This window comes from Pseudomonas luteola NBRC 103146 (genome assembly GCF_002091675.1).
In the GTDB taxonomy this organism is placed as follows: domain Bacteria; phylum Pseudomonadota; class Gammaproteobacteria; order Pseudomonadales; family Pseudomonadaceae; genus Chryseomonas; species Chryseomonas luteola.
Genome location: NZ_BDAE01000005.1, coordinates 166,888 through 186,418 on the forward strand (window position 1 = coordinate 166,888; position 19,531 = coordinate 186,418).

General features: G+C 57.0%; 19 protein-coding genes. 3 read left to right on the top strand and 16 right to left on the bottom strand.

Going from position 1 to position 19,531, the window contains the following annotated elements:
- Positions 1–9 precede the first annotated feature (9 nt).
- From PLU01S_RS08805 to PLU01S_RS08855, 11 genes are all read right to left on the bottom strand, one after another.
- The gene (locus PLU01S_RS08805; RefSeq protein WP_074827040.1) at positions 10–582 is read right to left on the bottom strand and encodes a hypothetical protein; all 573 of its coding nucleotides are present in this window, start codon (positions 580–582) and stop codon (positions 10–12) included.
- On the bottom strand, positions 579–1,211 hold the full coding sequence (gene gspM, locus PLU01S_RS08810) for a type II secretion system protein GspM (protein ID WP_074827267.1): 633 nt from the start codon (positions 1,209–1,211) through the stop codon (positions 579–581). The genes PLU01S_RS08805 and gspM overlap by 4 nt, the downstream gene beginning before the upstream one ends.
- Entirely contained in the window at positions 1,186–2,289 is a 1,104-nt protein-coding gene (locus PLU01S_RS08815; RefSeq protein WP_084339928.1) for a PilN domain-containing protein, read from the bottom strand. Before PLU01S_RS08815 ends, gspM begins: the two co-directional genes overlap by 26 nt.
- The gene (locus tag PLU01S_RS08820; RefSeq protein WP_010796077.1) at positions 2,286–3,014 is read right to left on the bottom strand and encodes a type II secretion system protein GspK; all 729 of its coding nucleotides are present in this window, start codon (positions 3,012–3,014) and stop codon (positions 2,286–2,288) included. Before PLU01S_RS08820 ends, PLU01S_RS08815 begins: the two co-directional genes overlap by 4 nt.
- Entirely contained in the window at positions 3,011–3,643 is a 633-nt protein-coding gene (locus PLU01S_RS08825) for a prepilin-type N-terminal cleavage/methylation domain-containing protein (RefSeq protein WP_074827036.1), read from the bottom strand. The genes PLU01S_RS08820 and PLU01S_RS08825 overlap by 4 nt, the downstream gene beginning before the upstream one ends.
- Positions 3,640–4,023 carry a prepilin-type N-terminal cleavage/methylation domain-containing protein gene (locus PLU01S_RS08830; protein WP_083397932.1) on the bottom strand — a complete coding sequence of 128 codons (384 nt, stop codon included), beginning with the start codon at positions 4,021–4,023 and terminating at the stop codon, positions 3,640–3,642. Before PLU01S_RS08830 ends, PLU01S_RS08825 begins: the two co-directional genes overlap by 4 nt.
- On the bottom strand, positions 4,020–4,529 hold the full coding sequence (locus tag PLU01S_RS08835) for a GspH/FimT family pseudopilin (RefSeq protein WP_010796074.1): 510 nt from the start codon (positions 4,527–4,529) through the stop codon (positions 4,020–4,022). The genes PLU01S_RS08830 and PLU01S_RS08835 overlap by 4 nt, the downstream gene beginning before the upstream one ends.
- A gap of 8 nt (positions 4,530–4,537) precedes the next feature.
- Positions 4,538–4,963, bottom strand: a complete 426-nt coding sequence (gspG, locus tag PLU01S_RS08840; RefSeq protein WP_010796073.1) for a type II secretion system major pseudopilin GspG — start codon at positions 4,961–4,963, stop codon at positions 4,538–4,540.
- 18 nt (positions 4,964–4,981) lie between these two features.
- Positions 4,982–6,193: a type II secretion system inner membrane protein GspF gene (gene gspF, locus PLU01S_RS08845; RefSeq protein WP_074827027.1), complete on the bottom strand. Its 1,212-nt coding sequence runs from the start codon at positions 6,191–6,193 to the stop codon at positions 4,982–4,984.
- Positions 6,194–6,195: 2 nt separating this feature from the next.
- Complete coding sequence (gspE, locus tag PLU01S_RS08850) at positions 6,196–7,935, bottom strand: type II secretion system ATPase GspE (protein ID WP_026004166.1); 1,740 nt, start codon at positions 7,933–7,935, stop codon at positions 6,196–6,198.
- Positions 7,936–8,423: 488 nt separating this feature from the next.
- A complete protein-coding gene (locus PLU01S_RS08855) occupies positions 8,424–8,651 on the bottom strand; it encodes a hypothetical protein (protein WP_019367344.1) in 228 nt (75 codons plus the stop codon).
- 472 nt (positions 8,652–9,123) lie between these two features.
- Here PLU01S_RS08855 and PLU01S_RS08860 point away from each other — a divergent pair, with 472 nt between their 5' ends.
- Complete coding sequence (locus PLU01S_RS08860) at positions 9,124–11,799, top strand: beta-glucosidase (RefSeq protein ID WP_074827025.1); 2,676 nt, start codon at positions 9,124–9,126, stop codon at positions 11,797–11,799.
- A 60-nt stretch (positions 11,800–11,859) separates the two neighbouring features.
- Here PLU01S_RS08860 and PLU01S_RS08865 read toward each other — a convergent pair whose 3' ends face one another.
- Positions 11,860–12,756, bottom strand: a complete 897-nt coding sequence (locus PLU01S_RS08865; RefSeq protein WP_074827022.1) for an acyltransferase — start codon at positions 12,754–12,756, stop codon at positions 11,860–11,862.
- Between the two features lie 126 nt (positions 12,757–12,882).
- On the opposite strand from PLU01S_RS08865, the gene PLU01S_RS08870 reads away from it, so the two are divergent.
- Both PLU01S_RS08870 and rloA2 read left to right on the top strand, forming a co-directional pair.
- Complete coding sequence (locus PLU01S_RS08870) at positions 12,883–14,055, top strand: HD-GYP domain-containing protein (protein WP_074827020.1); 1,173 nt, start codon at positions 12,883–12,885, stop codon at positions 14,053–14,055.
- A 49-nt stretch (positions 14,056–14,104) separates the two neighbouring features.
- Positions 14,105–14,617 (top strand): retropepsin-like aspartic peptidase RloA2, encoded by a 513-nt coding sequence (gene rloA2, locus PLU01S_RS08875; protein ID WP_010796066.1) that lies wholly within the window; start codon positions 14,105–14,107, stop codon positions 14,615–14,617.
- A gap of 39 nt (positions 14,618–14,656) precedes the next feature.
- Here rloA2 and PLU01S_RS08880 read toward each other — a convergent pair whose 3' ends face one another.
- The 4 genes from PLU01S_RS08880 to PLU01S_RS08895 all read right to left on the bottom strand — a co-directional run bounded on the left by PLU01S_RS08880 (position 14,657) and on the right by PLU01S_RS08895 (position 19,470).
- Positions 14,657–15,280: a glutathione S-transferase gene (locus PLU01S_RS08880; protein ID WP_074827018.1), complete on the bottom strand. Its 624-nt coding sequence runs from the start codon at positions 15,278–15,280 to the stop codon at positions 14,657–14,659.
- A gap of 169 nt (positions 15,281–15,449) precedes the next feature.
- Positions 15,450–17,873 carry a TonB-dependent siderophore receptor gene (locus PLU01S_RS08885; protein WP_074827265.1) on the bottom strand — a complete coding sequence of 808 codons (2,424 nt, stop codon included), beginning with the start codon at positions 17,871–17,873 and terminating at the stop codon, positions 15,450–15,452.
- 128 nt (positions 17,874–18,001) lie between these two features.
- The gene (locus PLU01S_RS08890) at positions 18,002–18,955 is read right to left on the bottom strand and encodes a FecR domain-containing protein (RefSeq protein ID WP_083397931.1); all 954 of its coding nucleotides are present in this window, start codon (positions 18,953–18,955) and stop codon (positions 18,002–18,004) included.
- Positions 18,952–19,470 carry a sigma-70 family RNA polymerase sigma factor gene (locus PLU01S_RS08895; protein WP_074827013.1) on the bottom strand — a complete coding sequence of 173 codons (519 nt, stop codon included), beginning with the start codon at positions 19,468–19,470 and terminating at the stop codon, positions 18,952–18,954. The genes PLU01S_RS08890 and PLU01S_RS08895 overlap by 4 nt, the downstream gene beginning before the upstream one ends.
- Between the last annotated feature and the right edge of the window lie 61 nt (positions 19,471–19,531).

Here is a 19,531-nt window from a genome sequence, read left to right on the forward strand (position 1 = left end):
GGTTCCGTATCAATCTTCGCTATCGGAATCGTCATCCTCTTCCGGGGACGTTTCCGTGGTAGAGCTGGGCGCCTCGGCGGCTGGGGCCGACACGCCGTCAAGAGGTGCCTTTTCGATCACGAGCGGCAAGCTTTGCTGACGATCACCGGAGACAAATACCGCCTTGTTGGCAGCCACGGACTCTAGCTTCCAGCCGTTGGGTAGTGCCTTGCCTCGGGTAACGCTGAGCGCCTTGCCTGAGTTGTCCTTGAGCAGGGCCAGCTGCAGCGAGTCGGTCAGGATAATGCCGGTCAGCACATAGCCAGTAAGGTAAGTCGGCTGACCCGGCGCGGCCATTTTCTGATCAGACTGGCGGTCCGGGCTGAACAAGGGCTGCTGCCAGGTATTGGCATAGGCATCAAGAGGCGGTGCGTTCGGCAGCTCCGGCGACCTGACGGTTGCAGGTGAGTGCTGTGCTTCAAGAGGAGGCAGCCATTGTACGTTACGGCCAATGCCCAGCGCGAACATGACCAGAAGCGCGGCCGATAGTCCCGTAATCAGGACGAGCCAGGGGGTGAGGCGACGCTGATCAGCGGCGTTCATGTCGGGTCATCCGAGTCCGTGTTTTCGTTATCGTCCATACCGGCTTTACGCTGCATGTAGCCAGTGACAAGCATCTGGACTTCAAGCCTGCCGGCACCACCCTTGGGCGGCGCATCCTCATGACGCTCGACGCGCAGCTCCTCTACGAAAAGGAAAGGGCGATCGTTTTCAATGTCGTACAGGATGGCTTCCAGCGGCTCGATGGCGCAGCTGAGGTTAAAGCTGACCTTGACCTGGGCATAGGGCTCATCGCCAGGGTTGCCGGCGATGGGCGTGCGGTTGAGCAATTCACAGCCGGCGCCGTCCAGCTTGTGCGGCTCGATCAGTTCAGCCGTATGTTGCATCAGGTTGGCTGCTACGGCGCTGGGGTCGTCACCGGGCAGCAGGCTGTCACTTCCAGCGTTTCGCTCCTGTGCGGTTTCGAGCTGGCGCTGCAAGGGTTCACGCTGGGCCTGCAGCGCGGCATACCGGCGCTGGGTCTGACGGAGCTGCTCCATTTCGTCGTTCATGGCCTGCTGGGGCGCGACGAACCACCATTCCAGACAAATCCAGTACAGCACATACAACGCGAACGCCAGAACGGCCAGCGCGGCGATGCGACTTTCACGGGGTGTCAGTGACCGGCGCATTGCTGGCTTCCTCCCGACGCAGGTGGGCGAGCAGGTAGAAGCGCTCTTTCTTGGTGTTTTCGTCTGGCTGGATGACGCCTTGGAACTGCGCACCGGTAAGCGAGTGACAATTTTTCATCTCGCCAATCAAGGCGCCAGCCTTCTGGCTCTGGCCGGCCAGATTGACCTGTCCGTCTCCTTCAACGGACAGCTCCGTCAGCCAAGTGTCTTTGGGCAGGCACTGAGTCAGCTCGCTAAGCATCACGCTCAGCGGCGGAGTACCCGCCTTACGCTCCGTCAGGTAGCGAGTAGCGCCCAGGCCATTCTGTATCTGCTGGCGCAGGCTTTCGATCTCCTGGGCGCCGGCACGAAGCTGGCTGACCTCATGACGCATGGCTTCGAGCGCAACGGCGCGGTTATACAACCAGACCTGCATGGCTGCGAATGTCAAAGCGATAGCCAGGACTGCAAGACCAATGTTCAGCTGACGCCTCGGATTCTTGCGAAGCTGACGGCGTTCGGATGGCAACAGGTTAATACCCAGGCGCCCCCCTTCAGGCTGTTGCACATCGATCTCGTCGGGACGAATGCCCTGCGCCTGCAGGCGCTCCAGTAATGGGTCGAGGCGATCCTTCAGTACGGTGGCAACCGTCACACGGAGCGGCTGCTTGGGCTGGCTTGGCCAGCGGCGGACCGCATAATAGACCTGACTGGCCTTAAAAGGGGTATGGCGATCCATCTCGAAGGCGACAGCCGCCATGACGTCCTGGGCTGCGCCAGCAGGTAGATTGATAGTTCTGACCAGCGCCTGCCGAGGCGATAACAGCAGAACGCAGCGTTCTGTACCCAGCGAATCGGCGCTGGTTAATGGATGCTCGCCCTCCGCCGAGTGAAGCCAGGCTTCTTCATTGTCCCAGCGGATGATCTGTTCATGTTCGCTTCGCTCGAACAGGCTGCGTAGGCGAGAGGGCAGGCAGGCCCGAAGTTCGGTAAACCACCAGTTGAAGAAGCGGGGGAATACGGAGGCGTGCCATTGCGCCTGAAAGGCATTCACGGCAGGGCGCAGGCTATTGGGCCATTCCAGTCGAATTGTTTTCATTCTTGCCAGCGCAGCACGCGGTAAGGTTGCATGTTGCTATCCGTTGGGTTGAGTAAAAGGGTCACGTTCAAGGCAGAGCGGAAACCATTGTCCAGTTCAGCCTGGCTATACACACTCAATACCTGCCCTGGATCTTCTCCCTCCAGGGAAATGATGTTCTTCTGGCCCATGGCTTGGCGTATGGGTGGCGCTGCAAAGCTCACAACCGGCTGATCGTACCCGCTCCAGACGGTGATGTAGGGCTCCAGGCGAGTAAACATCGCATTGTCCATGCCGGGGAGTTGAATCAATTCCTCCAAGGTTCGCATGGGCGTCGGATCCGTCCCGTTCTGACGGGCTTGCAAGGCTGCCGCGACTTGCTTCGCTTGTCCAGCCGGAACGCCCAACGCAGTCGCCACTTTGATGAACAAGGCGGATGAGGTGCTGTTAAGATCCAGCTTTCCCAGCTCGCTGCGCACTTGAATGGTCAGGCGCATTCGGTCGAATTCGAGTTGATAGGGGCGGCCATCCGCAACCCAGCGCTGCTCTCGTTGAAGGCCTGTCAGATGCTGGACAGCCAGGGCCAGACCTGCTTCCGCCGCAAGATGCGCCCTGGCATCCTGAAGCTGATGGACGCTCTGTTTGTTTTCCAGGCGTACTGCGGTTACGACGCCGGCCATGACCAGACTGAGCAGTGCCAGTGCCCATAGCGTAATGAGCAGCGCTACCCCGTGCTGCCGCTTCACTGCAGAGACCCCATGCTGTTTGAGTTGCCCAGGTCGAGGCGTACGGCGACCTGTAGAGGCGGCCAGGCAATGGGGCCATCGGCCGTCAGGTCAACCCTAACCCGCTGGGGCAGGTGCTGCGGCCAGGGCCATCGCGGCAGCCAGTCCGTAGGTCGTCCGCTCTGGTCAAGGCCGCTATAGGAAAAGCGCAGGTTTCTGACCCGCCGCAACAAACGCTGGGGATCTCCCCAGGATTCAGTGCGGTTGTTTCCAACAATCTTGGCGAAGTCGACCTGTAGCCATTGGTCTCGGCTGTCACCGGCCAGGCGGAGCGTCTGGACATGAATACCGCCGCCGAGATGTGAAGGCAGCGTTGCGATAAAACGCATCTCCTGTGGCTCGCCGATAAACACCATTCCCTGCCCGGTGGGGGTGCGCTGGATCGACAGCGGAAGGGCTTGCTGCAGTTCGCGACGTAAAAAATTCTGTGTAGAGCGCAGTTCATCCAGTCGGGCGCTGTACTGCTCGCTGCGAGCCAATGTCCGATTGGCGCTGATGAGGGCAGAACCGATCAGGACCAGCAGGATACCCAGCAGGCTGATAGCCAGCAGGACTTCCAGCAAGGTGAAGCCGCGCATTGAGGCTTTCATTGCGAGACCTCGGATACACCCTGCAACCTTAATGTGCTGAAGCGCTCCTGATGCCGACCCGCCGTCAATGACAAGTCCAGGCGATACAGCTGACTGGTCGTCGCTGTGCCCGCTTTGCTGATATCCAGCTTCCAGCGTGTACCGTCAGGCAATGAACCCTGGCTGGAGCCTGGCTTCAGAGGATGATGGACCGTGTCGTCCAGTAGCGAGCGGGCTGTCAAGGCCATCTGGGTCGCTCGGCTGTCCTTCAGCAAGGCATGGGTGGCTTGGCCAATGCCTCCCATCAATACGAAAAAGGTGACGGCGAGCAATGCCACGGCTGCCAGCAATTCCAGCAAGGTAAAGCCACCCTCTGAACGGGGCCTGCGCTGTCCCGTCACGGGTTTACCTCTTGCCATTTGACGGTGCCGGTCAGCCAGGCGATATCGACGCGCCAGGCACGTCCATCCTTTTCTAGCCTGACATTTCCACCGGTTGAGCTGCCATCTGGAAAGAAGGCGATGGCGGTCCTGCGACCTGTACTCAGGTCAGCCGCTGTGGTTACCCGCATGCGCATGCCCTTGGGCAGCGACTGAGGACGCCGGCCGGGTTGTTGGTATCGCTGGTTGGCAAGATCGAAATTCAGTGTGGTGGTCTGGCCGGTTGTGATGGCCTGGGTGCGTACGGCACGCAGTGCCAGGGTCAGGTCACGACCGGCCTCGCGGGATCGAACACTGTCGAGTCCGCGGGTAACGCCAAAGGAGACCAGGGTCAGACCAATGGCGACCAGGATGATGACAACGATCAGCTCAAGAAGTGTAAAGCCGCGCTGCGATGTCCGGCCCTGTAAGCGCATACCGTTCGAGACGGTGCGTAGGGCACGGGTACAGGAGGGCTGGCGCGGCATGACACTCTTTATTCCCAGTTGCCAACGTCGGCGTTGTAGCCTTCGCCGCCTGGCTGTCCGTCCTGACCATAAAAGATCAGGTCAAACGAACCGTGCTGACCGGGCGAGCGATAACCGAATTCATGGCCGAACGGGTCCTGCAGATCCGAGGGTTTGGCATAAGGACCATTCCAGTTACGGGCGTTGGCTGGCTTGGTAGTGAGTTGTTGCAGATTCTTGGGCGGTGCGCCGACATCCAGGGCATAGTTTTCGATTTTCATGCTCAGGCTGGCCAGCTGAGCCTTGCCAGCGCCGTACTTGCCTTTATCGACGTTACCACCGACCTGGCGGACCACAATGGTAGCCACGATACCAAGCAGTACGATGACAGCCAGCATTTCAAGCAGGGTAAAACCGCCGCTGCGGTGAGGGAGGGAGCGCATTTTTCTAGTCATAAACAAGGCTCGTTACGGTTAGATGTTACTGGTGAGGCTCATCAGCGGGAGCATGATGGCCAACATGATGAAGGCCACAAGTACGGCCATGACGATGGTCAGGCTGGGTACCAATGCCGCAAGAAGTCGATCGATACCACGTTTGGCTTCGGCATCAAAGACGTCGGCGACTTTGATCAGCATGGTATCGAGCTGGCCGGATTCTTCGCCGACCTGAATCATTTGCAGTGATAGCTGTGGCAGCAGCTTGCTGGTGCTGAGCGCAGCGGCCAGTGAGCCGCCGTCCTTAACCTGGTCGGCTGCCTGCGAAACGGCGCCCTGCAAGGCATGATTGGAACAAACCTGACGACCGATCGAAAGCGCCGTCAACAATGGAACGCCGTTGGTCAATAGGGTACCCAGCGTTCTGGCCAGTCGTGCTGTTTCCAAGCGCTGTACAAGCGGTCCCATCATCCGAATGCTCAGCATCCGGCGATCCCAGCGGATACGGCGTTCCGGATCACGAAGGCGGGCGCCGGTGAACCAGATGAGCGCAACCAGAACAGCCAGCAGCAATAGGCCATATTGCGAAAGAAACTGGCCCATCCAGAGTACGGACTGTGTCATGAACGGTACAGGAACGCCTAAATCAGCAAAGATCGGCACAAATTGTGGTACGACATACGCCATCAGCAAGGCCAGTGAGCCGAGCACACCAACGACCAGGAAGGCGGGGTAGATCAGGGCGTTGATCACTTCGCCACGCAAGGCCTGCGAGCGCTCGAGGTATTGAGCGAGCTGCGCCAGAGTTTCCTCCAGTGAGCCACCGGCTTCGCCTGCACGGACCATGCTGATATAGAGCTGCGAAAATTGCCCGCCTTCTTCGGAGAGCGCGGCGGAAAGCGGCTTGCCGCCCTTGACGCGCTCACGGATACGCTCGATCAGTCGGCGGGATTTATCTTCCGTTGGCTGGCTGAGCAGAATATTCAAGGCGCGATCGAGCGGCTGCCCTGCACCCAGGAGTGTGGCCAGCTGCTGGGTAAACTGGGCAAGTCCGGCCCCGCTTAACGGGTCTCGATTGAACCAGGCACGCCAACCCTGTGAGGCATTGCCTTGCGCGGGCGTGACCTGCAGGACCAGAAGTCCACGATCCTGCAACTGGCTGACAGCTTCATCCTGGCCGGCGGCTTCCAGATGGCCGGTAACAGACTCACCGGCCGCATCCAGTGCGCGATAGCGAAACTGGGCCATGCTCAGTCTCCGCTCGTCACACGCAGGACCTCTTCCAAGGTAGTCGTACCTGCCAGCGCCTGGCGCAGCCCGTCTTCGTACAGGGTATACATGCCTTCTGCGCGAGCGGCCTGTTCCAGTGTCGCGGCATCGGCGCGCTGCATGAGCAGGCTGCGGAGCGTATCGCTCATGACCAGCAGTTCGCTGATGGCACTACGACCACGGTAGCCCTCATTGGGTGGCAAGTCGCGACGTGGCCTGTACAGGCGGATCGGGCGTTCATCCGTGTATTTTTCGAGTTCATATTCCCTGATAACTTCCGGAAGCGGCTCATAGGCTTCTGACAACGCTGGATCCAGGCGGCGCACCAGGCGCTGGGCCAGAATGCCATTGATTGTAGAAGCTAGCAGATAGTCTTCCACCCCCATGTCCAAAAGACGCGTGATGCTGCCCGCCGCACTGTTGGTATGCAGTGTCGAAAGCACCAGGTGACCGGTCAGGGAAGACTGAATGGCGATACGGCAGGTTTCCAGGTCGCGCATTTCACCGATCATGATGACATCCGGGTCCTGGCGCACGATGGAGCGCAGGGCGCCGGCGAAATCCAGGCCAATGGACGGCTTTACCTGGATCTGATTGATGCCCTCGATCTGGTATTCGACCGGATCTTCTACGGTAATGATCTTGCGCTCGGCGGTGTTCAGGCGCGACAGCGCGGTATACAGCGTGGTGGTTTTACCCGAACCAGTAGGGCCGGTGACCAGCAAAATACCGTGGGGTCGCTCCAGCACGCTCAGGAAGTTGTCCAGTGACTTGCCGGCAAAGCCCAGGGTGTCAAAATCGAAACTCACCGATTCGCGATCGAGCAGACGCATTACCACCGACTCGCCAAAGCTGGTCGGAACAGTGGATACCCGCAGGTCCAGCTCCTTGCCCTGGATACGCAACATGATGCGGCCATCCTGGGGGAGACGGCGCTCGGCAATGTCGAGCTTGGCCATGATCTTGACGCGCGAGATCACCGCTGCCGTGGAGCTGGAGGGCGGTGCTTCAGACTCATGCAGTACGCCATCGATGCGATAACGTACCTTGAGCCGATTCTCGAAGGGCTCAATGTGGATATCCGAAGCGCGGTTTTCTACAGCGCGCTGGATAATCAGGTTCACCAGGCGAATCACAGGCGCTTCTGAGGCCAGATCCTTCAAGTGCTCGATGTCGTCTTCCGAGTTAGCCTGGGCGTCGAGGTTTTCCACGATGGTACCCATGGCCGAGCGGCCCTGACCGTAATAACGCTCGATCAGGTTTTCGATGTCGCTGCGAAGCCCTATGGACAGCCGAGCCGCGCGGCCACAGGCGTACTCAAGCGCCTCGATGGCATAACGCTCGGCGGGATTGGCCACCAACAGATGGATCTGACCGTTACTGTCCTGCCCCAGCGGCACGATCTGATGCTGTTTTAGAAAGCGTGTGGAGACGTCGAGCGGGTCTTCCAGGATTTCTGGCGCATCGCTTTCCAGAACCAGCGGAACGTCCAGTAGTGATGCCCACGCATGCGCCATGTCTCGCTCGGATACCATGCCCAGGCGCAGCAGCAGATGGCTGAAGCTTTCTCCAGAGGAGGTTTCGTGAAGACGGCGGGCCCGCTCCAGATCGCCAGGCTTGAGCTTTCCCTGGCTGACCAGCCATTCGCATACAGCATCGTCACCCGGCTTGTGGGAATCCACAGACGTGAGCGGTGGCTCGTTCATAGGCACCGAGGGCAGCGAAGCGCTCTGGGAAGGGCTGCGTTCAGCCGTGGTCGACGAGGCGGGTTGGAGTAGGTTCATGGTTATAGGCGGTAGCGTAGAAAGCAGTGGGCGTTGGCTAAACGAGAAAACAAAGCCTAACGGATGATAATCGCACCGTTAAATGAACACTTAGTGTACAGATGGACGCTTAATAATACGTGTTTGCTGCTGTAACCCACCGAAATTGGCTGTGAGCCAAATCGCTTTTTAGCTGCAAAGTTACTTCTATTACCTGTTTTTAGCTGAACAAAGGCTGACAAAAGGGCAAGAGGCGCTTCGTCGGTTTTGTCTCAGAAGGACATGTCAACGGAAGGGGGTATTAGCGAGCATCCAAGCCGCTCTGAATAGAACCTGAGCGCTTAGTCAGCCAATGTCGTTGTATTCGCAAGTCTCGAAGCTGGAGCTGGAGCTGGCCGAAAGCGCCTGCCTCATTTAACGGCAGGCGCTTGAACGCTGAGCAGTGCTTATTTGGTGCTCAGGGCATTCGGGTTGGACACGCCGTCAGGACGACCACCTTTGGTGTCCTGCTCCTGTTTGGCTTTCTGGGCGGCCTTGCTGTTGTGCTCCTGTTGCATCAGGCCGTTGGAGGTGCCGGACGCTTGAGTGGCAGTGGCTGAGTCTTCAGCCGCCAGGGCACATCCTGTTACAGCAAAACCTGCTACCAGGCATAGGCTGGAAATAAACTTTTTCATTACGCTCTCACTCTTCAAATAAATATCTGCCTGAGTTAGGTAGATATATTTAGCTAATTTCTTCTGAAAGAAAAAATCAACTCTAAATTTTCGATTCTTAACTAAGTTCTAATCGATAGATTAAAGCCGAGAGTTTGGCTGGACATCTTTTAATGGTAAAAGTTCAAGTTAAATTAGAGAAATGGTTTGCTACTTGCTAAACCGTTTCATTTGACAATTTTTCGTCTTTTTTGCCTTAATCTTTTCGGGTTTTTCGCGCGTTTACGCGATTTTCTGTTGCCATCATTTTGCTACCTTTTGTTCTCGTTTGCTCCCATAACAAAAAAATCTCAACTTGTACAAATAACTTTAATTGATTGTATTGAGGTTATTTGTCGCAGGACGCGGGACGCTGTTAAGTCAGTAAAACTTGATATTCGGCAATATCGAAGTGACTCGTTTTTATTAACTTAAAAGCAGGACTTAATTAATAATGGGAAATATGAAGCTACAGGGAGCTGTGCTTACGGCTTTGGCTCTGGCAGTTGGTCAAGCATATGCGGTAACCCAGGCAAACCCTGCCCAGGTTGAAAAGAAGGTCGAGAGCACGCTGGGACAGATGTCCCTTTCCGAGAAGCTTTCACTGATTGGCGGAACGGGCCCCTGGGATGTCAAGGGGCTGGATAAATTTGGTCTGCCCCAGATTCATGGTGCAGACGGTGGTGTGGGTATCCGCTACACCAGTCAGGACAACAACCAGGGTATCGTTTACCCGGCGGGTCCCAACCTTGCGGCTACCTGGAACGTCGACCGAGCCAAGTCCTTTGGTGAAGCACTGGGCTACGACACACGTGCCGGTGGCTATCAGTTCGTAACAGGTCCGGGTGCCAACCTGTACCGCTCGCCCTATAGCGGCCGTGCATTCGAATACCTTTCTGGCGAAGATCCCTACCTGGGCGCTGTGATGGCGCCTGCGGTCATCAACGGTATCCAGTCCCAGGGCGTCTGGGCCAATGCCAAGCATTTTGTCGCGAACGATCAGGAAACCAACCGCTTTACACTGGACGAGCGGATCGGCGAGCGTACCCTGCGCGAAATGTACCTGCCCGCCTTCGAGTCGGCTGCCAAGAACGGCAACGTTGCGATGATGATGTGCGCGTTCCAGTTGATCAATGGCGTTTACAGCTGTGAGCACCAGCATCTGATCACCGGCGTGCTCAAGAAGGAATGGGGCTGGAAAGGTCTCATGCAGAGCGACTACAACGCTGTCGTTCATGGCTATCTGGCAGCTGATGCCGGTACCGATCTGGACATGATGGGCTATCAGATGAATAGCACCATCCTGACGCCCTATATCCAGGCAGGAAAGCTCTCGACCGAGACCATCAATGACAAGGTTCGCCGGATCCTGCGTCAGATATATGCGTACCGCTTCGACCAGGCCATTCCTGCCGCGTCCAAGGACATGGACAGTGCCAGCAGCCAGCAGGCAGCCCTGGAAGGTGCTCGTGAAGGTATCGTTCTGCTGAAGAACAAGGATCACTTGTTGCCGCTGTCCAGCGACAAGGTCAAGTCCATTGCGGTCATTGGCAACTTGGCCAAGTACGCGCCGCCTACCGGTTTCGGTAGTGCCAATGTCGATGCACGCAATTTCGTCAGTGAGTTGAGTGGCCTGAAGCAAGTGGCTGGTAACGCCAAGGTCGACTTCATCGACTCGCTGTCCCTGGACCCAAATGCGGCCGAATGGACGACCACCGATGCCTCCGGCAATACCGAAAGAGGTTTGAAGGCTGAGTTCTTCAATAATGCCAACTGGTCCGGTACTCCTTCTGACACCCGTATCGATCAGCATGTGAACCTGGACTGGGCCAATGGCAACAAGACCACAACAGTGGACTATGTTTCCAATACCACCAACGGCGCGAACTATCCCGTTACCGGCGACGATCAGAATACGTCCGTTCGCTGGAGCGGATCGGTAACGCCGACCATCTCCGGCGAGCAGATCTTCAAGGTTCGTGCGGATGGCGCTGTGCGTCTGTATGTGAATGGTCAAAAGATCATCGACAATGGCGATGGCAACCCACTGCCCAACAACAGCATTCCGCCGACCATTCCGGTATACGGCAAGGTCAATCTGGAAGCGGGCAAGTCCTACGACATCAAGCTCGAGTACTCCCGCCGCAAGGGTTATATCTCAACCATGGGTGGCATGGTGGGCGTGCAGATGAGCTGGGCCTCGCTGGCCGCTCCGCAGGACCTCTCCAAGTACGATGCGGTTGTCATGGCTGTGGGTAACAGCAATGAGTATGAAGGCGAAGGTTTCGACCACGGCTTTGATCTGCCTGAATACCAGAGCCAGTTGATCCAGAACGTTGCCAAGGTCAACCCGAAAACTGTGGTTGTTATGCATGGCGGCACCGGTCTGAACATGACCGACTGGGTGGATCAGGTCGATGGCGCACTGCATGCCTTCTATCCTGGTCAGTACGGTGGCCAGGCACTGGCGGAAATCCTGTACGGGGTAGTCAACCCGTCCGCGAAAATGCCGTTCAGCATTGAGAAGAAGCTGCAGGATAACCCTGTCTATGCCGGCTTCCCCGAGTTCGACAACACCGGCAAGATTACCCGTATGGCCTACAGCGAAGGTCTGTACGTAGGCTATCGTGGTTACGAGATGAGCGGTATCAAGCCGCTGTATCCGTTCGGTTATGGCCTGTCCTACACCAGCTTCAAGTATTCCAACATCAAGGTAACGCCCAAGGTGGTAGTGGGTAACGCACCTATCAAGGTGTCCTTCGATGTGACCAACACGGGGCAGCGCGCGGGTGCTGAAGTCGCTCAGCTCTATATTGGTCAGAACAAGCCGCAGGTGGCGCGTCCGGTCAAGGAGCTCAAGGGTTTTGGCAAGGTGTTCCTGAATCCGGGTGAGACCAAGCGTGTCACGTTGCAGCTCAACGACCGTTCGTTGGCCTACTTCAATGAAGCCACCAACAACTGGGTTGTGGATGCTGATACGTTCAAGATCTCGGTGGGTGCGGCATCCAACGATATCCGCCTGACGTCCAGCCTGACCAACCCGTATCGCCAGGAATTGTCCAATTCGACCAGCAACCCGCTGTCGAAGGCCGACATCAAGGCGGTAACGGTCAAGGCCGCCAAGCAGTAAACCTGTCCGGGCGCGGATTTCGATCCGTGCCTGTGTACGGTTCCTCCCGATGCGTCAGGATTATTCCTGGCGCATTTCTTTTTGCAGCGCTTCGATCCGCCGATCTTTCTCGGCCCATAATGCGCCGACCCATTGCTGGACTTGCTCACGAAAAACGGAATCATTCTGGTAGTCCCCCTCACACAGTGAAGGCTCCAGGGGAAGAGTGCGGATATCTACAATGACGCGCTTGACCTGGCCACTGAGCAAAGCCCAGAAGCCGGGCGGTTTCCCTTCGGGATAGAGAATCGTGACATCCAGAATGGCATCGAGCTGCTTACCCAGTGAAGCCAGTACAAAGGCAATTCCACCTGCCTTGGGTTTGAGTAGATGATGGTAGGGTGATTGCTGCTGGGCATGTTTGGCTGGCGTGAACCGCGTGCCCTCCAGGTAATTCACGACCGTAACGGGCTGATCGCGAAATTTCTCGCAGGCCCTACGCGTGATTTCCAGGTCGATCCCTTTGAGTTCCGGGCGCTTTTCCAGCGTGGCCTTCGAATAGCGCTTCATGAACGGGTAGTCGAGTGCCCAGAATGCCAGTCCAAGGAAGGGGACCCAGATGAGCTCCTTCTTCAGGAAGAATTTGAAGTAGGGCGACCGACGATTGAAGGTTTGTACGAGGGCTGGAATATCGACCCAGGATTGATGGTTGGAGATGATCAGGTAAGAGCGGTCCTTACGCAGGTTCTCGGCACCGCGTATGTCCCAGACTGTAGGGGTGCAGAGCGCGAAGATGACCTTGTCGATTTCTGCCCAGGTCTCGGCGATGGTCATAACCCCGCGCGAGCAGGCGTCGCGCCACGGCTTGTAGGGGCAGAGCAGCTTGAGCAGCGCAACCAGCATCAAGGGGCCAATCAAAATGAGGGTATTGATCAAGAGCAAAATGCCGCTAGTCAGTCCGACGATCAGATGACGCATGAAGTCTCCCTGAGTACTATTCTTTTCGTTAGCGCCATAAACATTCTGAGCCTCTACCGGGCCGCTTAGGCAGCAATGGCGTCTATGGATTATCTAGGACACTGATAACGGCTGTAATTGTTCATTATGCTTAAGCGTATTCCCGTTTCGCAGGCCCGTCTGGGCATGTATGTGAGCGAATTTTGCGCACCATGGGTGGATCATCCCTTCTGGAAAGGGCATTTCGTCATTCGTTCACCGAATGAGCTGCAGCGCATTCTGGACAGTGACATCGACGGGTTGTGGATCGATGTTAGCAAGGGGACTGATGTCGATTCAGCCCAGTTAAGTAACATCGCTGAGGCGCCTGTGTCTGGAGTTGCCGCTCGAGTTGAAATGGCTGAAGAGATAGAGCGGGCCAGAGTGCTCTGCGACAGCGCTAAGACAGCCGTCAAAGGCATGTTGGAAGATGCACGCATGGGGCAGGTCGTCGAGATGGGCGATGCTGCCAGTCTGGTCGAGGAAATCTCCAATTCGGTGCTGCGCCATCCCAATGCTTTGATCAGCCTGGCGCGACTCAAGACCTCGGATGAATATACCTATCTGCATTCGGTGGCCGTGTCGGCGCTGATGATTGCCGTTACTCGAACGCTTGGCCTGGGTGAGACGGCCGCTCGGCAGGCGGGTCTGGCCGGTTTGCTCCATGATGTCGGCAAGATGACGATGCCGCTGGAGGTGCTCAACAAGCCGGGCAAGCTGACGGATGAAGAGTTCATCATCATGCAGGGTCATCCGAAGGCCGGGGAGCGCATTCTCACAGCGTGGCAAGCTGATGAGACAGCCATCGATGTCTGCCTGCATCATCATGAGAAATACGATGGCAGTGGTTATCCGGATAAGCTCTCCGGTGAGCAGATCAGCCTGATGTCCCGCATCGCCACGGTATGTGATGTGTATGACGCGGTAACGTCGGATCGCCCTTACAAAAGAGGCTGGGACCCGGCCGAGTCCGTCAAACGGATGGCTGAATGGAAAGGGCACTTCGATCCGCATGTCTTTCAGGCATTTGTCAAAGCGGTCGGCATTTACCCGGTCGGCTCGCTGGTAAAGCTGGAAAGCGAGCGCCTTGCGGTGGTGGTGGAGCAGAACCCCAAGTCACTGCTGACACCGACCGTAAAGGTCTTTTATGACGCAAGGCACAAGAAGCCGATCGGGCATGAAGTGATCGATTTGCCACGCCTGAAAGGCTACGACCGCATCATTGGTCGTGAGTCGCCCGAGGCTTGGGGATTCGATAATCTCAGTACGTTGTGGACATAGCGGCCCTGGCGCGGGAGACTTCTGTCCGTGATCCTGCCGGAGTGATTGAGTGAAACGTTTTTTATCCCTGCTGGGCCTTTTGAGCCTGCCTGTGCTAGCGACGGCCGAGCCGACGCTCTACGGCCGCTACGAGACATTCCGTCTACCTGAGCTGGGTGTATCCTTGCCGGCCAAGATGGATACTGGGGCCTGGACCGCCTCGCTGTCGGCCAAGGACATCAAGACGTTCGAGCGTGACGGAGACCAGTGGGTCAGCTTCCGTCTGGCGACGGAGAAGGCGGACGATACGGTATTTGAGCACCGTCTGGCGCGAATCAGCAAGATCAAGAGCCGCTCGGATGAGGGCGATGAAGACGGTGAGGATGATACGCCGTCCAGTGCACAACGCCCGGTCATCGAGATGGAAGTCTGTGTAGGCGATGTGTCCCGTACCATCGAGGTCAATCTGACGGACCGCAGTCACTTCCGCTATCCGCTGCTGATTGGAGCCAAGGCCTTGCGCAAGCTGGATGCCGCGGTTGATCCCAGGGAAAAATACGTGTCCGGGTCGCCTCGCTGCTAAGGCTGGGAGGCGCCAGCCAGGGCTGGCGCCTGGAAACGATTAGCGTGCCTCGGGGCGGGTTGCCTGCATCGAGGGACGCTGATCCGCCTCGGTGTACCAGGCCGCCAGCTTGGGATACTCACCGCGCCAGTGCCAGTTGGATACACGCAGGTCCAGATAGCCCAGCAGGCAGGCCAGTCCAATGCAGGCCATATCGAAGTGGCCTTCAAGCTCGGACAATGCTGTCTGTTCAAAGTAATCCAGCGAACGGGCAATCTTCTCATGCTGGTTATCCAGCCAGAGCTTCCACTGCATGCCCGGTGGCCGCATGAACGTCTCGTAGCGGATCTGTACGGCCGATTCGGTCATGGCATCGGCCAGGGAGGCCAGTGTCATTCGCCGCCAGCGCTCGGGACCCTGCCGAGGAATCATGGGGGTGTGCTGATGCAGCGTATCCAGGTAATCCAGAATGACGCGGCTGTCATGCAGGGTAGTGCCATCTTCCAGGCGCAGCGCCGGAATCTTGCCTGACGGGTTGGCATCGATGACATCACGATTGGGATTGAGGGGCGTCTGCTGGACGATCTCCAGCTCAACCTGCTCGATCAGGTCGGTCTCGTGCAGCATCACGACGACCTTGCGGCCGAACGGGGATGCGGGGGTGTGATAGAGGATCATCGACATCACGCACTCTCTTCATCAAAGCTTAACAAAAGCTGAACTGTGATCGTCCGCGATGCATGGGTTGTTATGCAAGCCTTATGCATGCTCAATGCTACTAGTGTCGAATCATCAGGTCCCTTTCTGATGGACAAAAGCCGGCCTGGCACCGGCTTTGTCACAACTTACGCGATTACCACTTGTAGGTAACGTTGGCGATCACGCTACGCTGGTCACCGTAGTAGCAGTAATAACCATCACAGGTAGAAATATAGTCCTTGTTGAACAGGTTGGTGGCATTCACGCCTACGGAAGCGCCCTTCAGACGATTGTCGAGGCGGCCTAGATCGTAATGTGCGGCAGCGTCATACAGGGTGTAGGAGCCGACATGGCCTTCCCAAGTGTTGCCTTGATTACCGTAGGTATCACCTACGTAGCGGACGCCAGCGCCTATGCCGAAGCCGTCTAGTACGCCTGTATGCCATGTATAGTCAGCCCAGAGCGAGGCTTGGTGTTCAGGGATGAGCTGCAGGCGGTTGCCTTTGTACTGTCCATCCTGAACCTCCGTATCAGTGTAGGAATAAGAGGCGATCATCTTGATGTTTTGGGTAAGGTCTGAGGTTGCCTCAAGCTCTACGCCTCGGACTTTGACTTCGCCTGTCTGACTTGTAATGGGATTACCGTCTTCGTTGTAGTTAGTAACCTGAACGTTCTTTTGCGTAAGGTCATATACCGCCGCAGTTAGCAGTGTGTTGGTACCTGCTGGTTGGTATTTCACACCAACTTCATATTGTTTGCCCTCGGTAGGCTTGAATGATTGCGTAGCACTGACGTCGGCACCGCTGCTTGGTTGGAAGGACTCTGAGTAAGAGATGTAAGGAGCCAAGCCAGAGTCGAAGACATAACTGAGGGATATGTTCCCAGTAAAAGCTGAATCACGATCTTTAGGGTGGGCACCGTTTGCTAAGGCATTGTAAAACTCGGTGTCAGTAGTAACCCAGTCTTTACGTCCGCCCAAGGTGAGGCGCCAGTGATCAAGAGCAATCTGATCCTGAGCATAAAGGCCTGTCTGGTGGATTTTCTGATTGTAGTCATACCAGGCGTTTGACCGCGCCGGGCGTTCTATAGGTAAGCCATAAACTGGATTATGGATGTTGCTCGCAGGCGCTGAGCCAAAAATCGACGTGTAGTTTGTATTCGAACGCTGATAATCCAGACCTAGCAATAAGGTGTGCTGCAAGTCGCCAGTATTGAAGTCTGCCTGGAAATTATTGTCGATGGCGAATTGGCTGATGTCTTCATCAGTTGAGGTTGTGCTGCGTTGTACGGTGCCGTCAGGGCTGACTGCAGTAGCGGAGCCGCCAGCTGTAATTGTCTGAAACCCTAAGTCGCTCTTGGTATACCGTGCGTTTTGACGGAACTGCCACACATCGTTGATACGATGATCGAACGCGTAGCCTAGCGAGTAATAGGTGCGGTCATAGTATTCCCAATCCGGATCGCCCAGATTCTTATGATGAGAAACCTTGCCCCACGGGCCATCAATCTTGGTGCCTTGAAGAGGTAGGAACTGGCTAGTCGCGCCCGTATCGTCGCGCGTGTACTGCGAAAGGAATGTCAGGTGCGTGTCGTCATCGATATTCCAGGTCAGGCTGGGTGCGATGTTGTAGCGCTTGTTTTCGATGTGATCGATCTGCGTGTCGCTGTCACGTACCACGCCGCTCACGCGATAAAGCACGTTGGCGTTTTCATCGAACGCACCGGTGGTGTCGAAATTGATCTGGCGATGGTTGTCACTGCCAACTTCGGCACGCACTTCATGACTGGTTTCAGCCTGGGGACGCAAACTGACCATGTCTATCAGGCCACCGGGCGGCGTCTGCCCATAGATGGAGGACGCGGGGCCGCGCAGGAGGGTCAGGCGTTCAAGGTTCCAGGTTTCAGGCTTGGGATCGACATAGACGCCGTCCGGCAGGCGCAGCCCGTCCAGGAATCGGGTCGGCTCAAAGCCCCGTACCCGCAACCAGTCGGCCCGGGTATCACTGCCGTAGCTGCTAGCTACGATGCCAGGCATATAACGAACGGCGTCATCAATGTTATGCACGGCGCGGTCGCGCATCTGCTCGCGGGTGGCAACCGACATGGAGCGAGCCGTTTCCAGGATTGGCGTATCGGTCTTGGTGCCGGAAGCAGAGCGGGTTGCCACATAGCCTTCAGCAGGGCCCCAGGCATTTTCCAGCTCACCGGCGGTAATGGTGGTTGATGCCATGCTCAAGGTGTCGCCCGGTGCTGGCAATACGCGTACGGTGTAGACGCCGGGTTCGCGTTCGGTCAGCTCAAGCCCGGTTCCCTGCAGGGCCTCGCGCAGGGCCTCGGTCGCTGCGTAGCGGCCGTTGACCGGATTCGACGTACGCCCGGAGGCCACCGAAGGGTCAAGGCTCAGGGTCAGACCCGCTTCGCTGGCGATACGGTTCAGCGTGCTGGTCAGAGGCGCAGCGGGGAGTTGGTAGGTGCGCTCAGCGGTGGTCGTCTGGGCGTGGACTAACGTGACATGACCTAAGACAAGTGCAGCGGCAAGCAAGGAAGGACGGAAAAGCGACGACATGGCTCTCTCCAAGAGGCGAATGCGAATTCGTTTCATTGCCGAATGAGAATGGCAAAGTGATAGAGCCGTCTTGGAATATTTTTTAATAACGAAGATAGAAAAACGCAGAAAACAAGCGTGTCGTGCTGAAACCCCGTTAGTTAACGGGGTTTAACGGCCAGCCACCAGCGCGTGTGTTGCTCGATTCGTATCGGTGTATTGAGGGCGAGGGCACGCAGAGCTTGGTCAGCATCGTGCAGAGGAAAGGTGCCCGTTACCCGTAACGTGGCAATGACCGGATCAAGGGTGATGAGTCCGGTGCGCTCGTGACTCAATGCCGACACGACATCGCTCAGGGGTTGGTTATCGACCACCAGCATGCCGTGAGTCCAGGCGTCGGCATTGGCTGGTGCATCTTTGAGCTCATCCAGCCGGTCCGCCATCATGAGGACCTGCTCGCCTTGAGGAATGACCGCCTCGCCAAGGCCAAAGCGCGGCTGTGCCGCCACAGCCGATTGCAGGACCGTCAAACGCGAGCCGCGTGATTCCTCTTCCACGAGAAAACGCGTACCCAGCGCCCGCATTTGTCCGGCCTGGGTTTCCACGATAAACGGACGACTGGCGGTGTCGTGCCCGGTTTCGATAAAGGCTTCTCCTGCCAGGAGAATTATCCGGCGCTCGTGCTCATCGAAGCGAACATTCAAGGCACTACGACCCGCCAGCACGATGCGGGTGTGATCAGACAGCATCAGCGTGCGCTGTTCCCCCGTGGCGGTTACGTTATCAGCCAGGGCGTAACGCACCGGTACATAACGGTTTACCGCAATAAGGCTCAGAAGGCCCGCAAGGGCGATGACTAACGTACTGCGACCCAAGCGCCGACGCCCGTTGGCAGAGGGCTGCAACAGGGCATTTCGCGCCGCGGGTTGTTCTGCAATGCGCAGACGCTGATTGATGCCGTTCAGCTGCTCCCAGGCACGGCGGTGTTCAGCATGCTCGGCAAGCCAGGTCTGCAGGGCGTTTAGCTGCTCCTGGCTGGTTTCTCCCATTTCCAGGCGTACTTGCCAGTCTATCGCCTGATCCAGAACCTGACGGCTCACAGGTCTTACATTCACACAGGTTCCCCGTAGAGGGCCACATAGCATTGCCGTAGCCCTTGAGCAATATATTGGCGAACCCGTGGAACCGATACGCCCAGGCGCTCGGCAATTTCAGAGTGGGTCAAGCCGTCGAGGCGATTATATAGAAAGGCCGCTCGAGCCTTGCTGGAAAGTTTGCCGAGCAGGCGATCAAGTTCCGCCAAGGCCTCGATAATCGAAGCCAGGGCTTCAGCGGAGGGGTAGTGCTCGTCTGCCAGTGTAGCCAGGGCCTCAAGATAGCTGCGTTCAAGGCTGGCGCGGCGGTAATGATCAATCAGGAGGCCTTTGGCAATCTGGGTCAGAAAGGCCCGCGGTTCGCGCATGGCAGGCAGTTCAGGCTTGGTCAGCAGCCGTACGAAGGTGTCCTGCCGCAGGTCTTCAGCGCGCTGGCTACACCCTGTCTGCCTGCGCAGCCAGCCTGTCAGCCAGTCGCCGTGGTCACGGTACAGCACGTTCAACCCAGGAGCTGCCTTTATTTCGCCCGTCGTCATGAACATTTCCGCAAATGGAAAAATGAGAACCGTTCTCACGTATTCTAAAGATCAGGCGAGC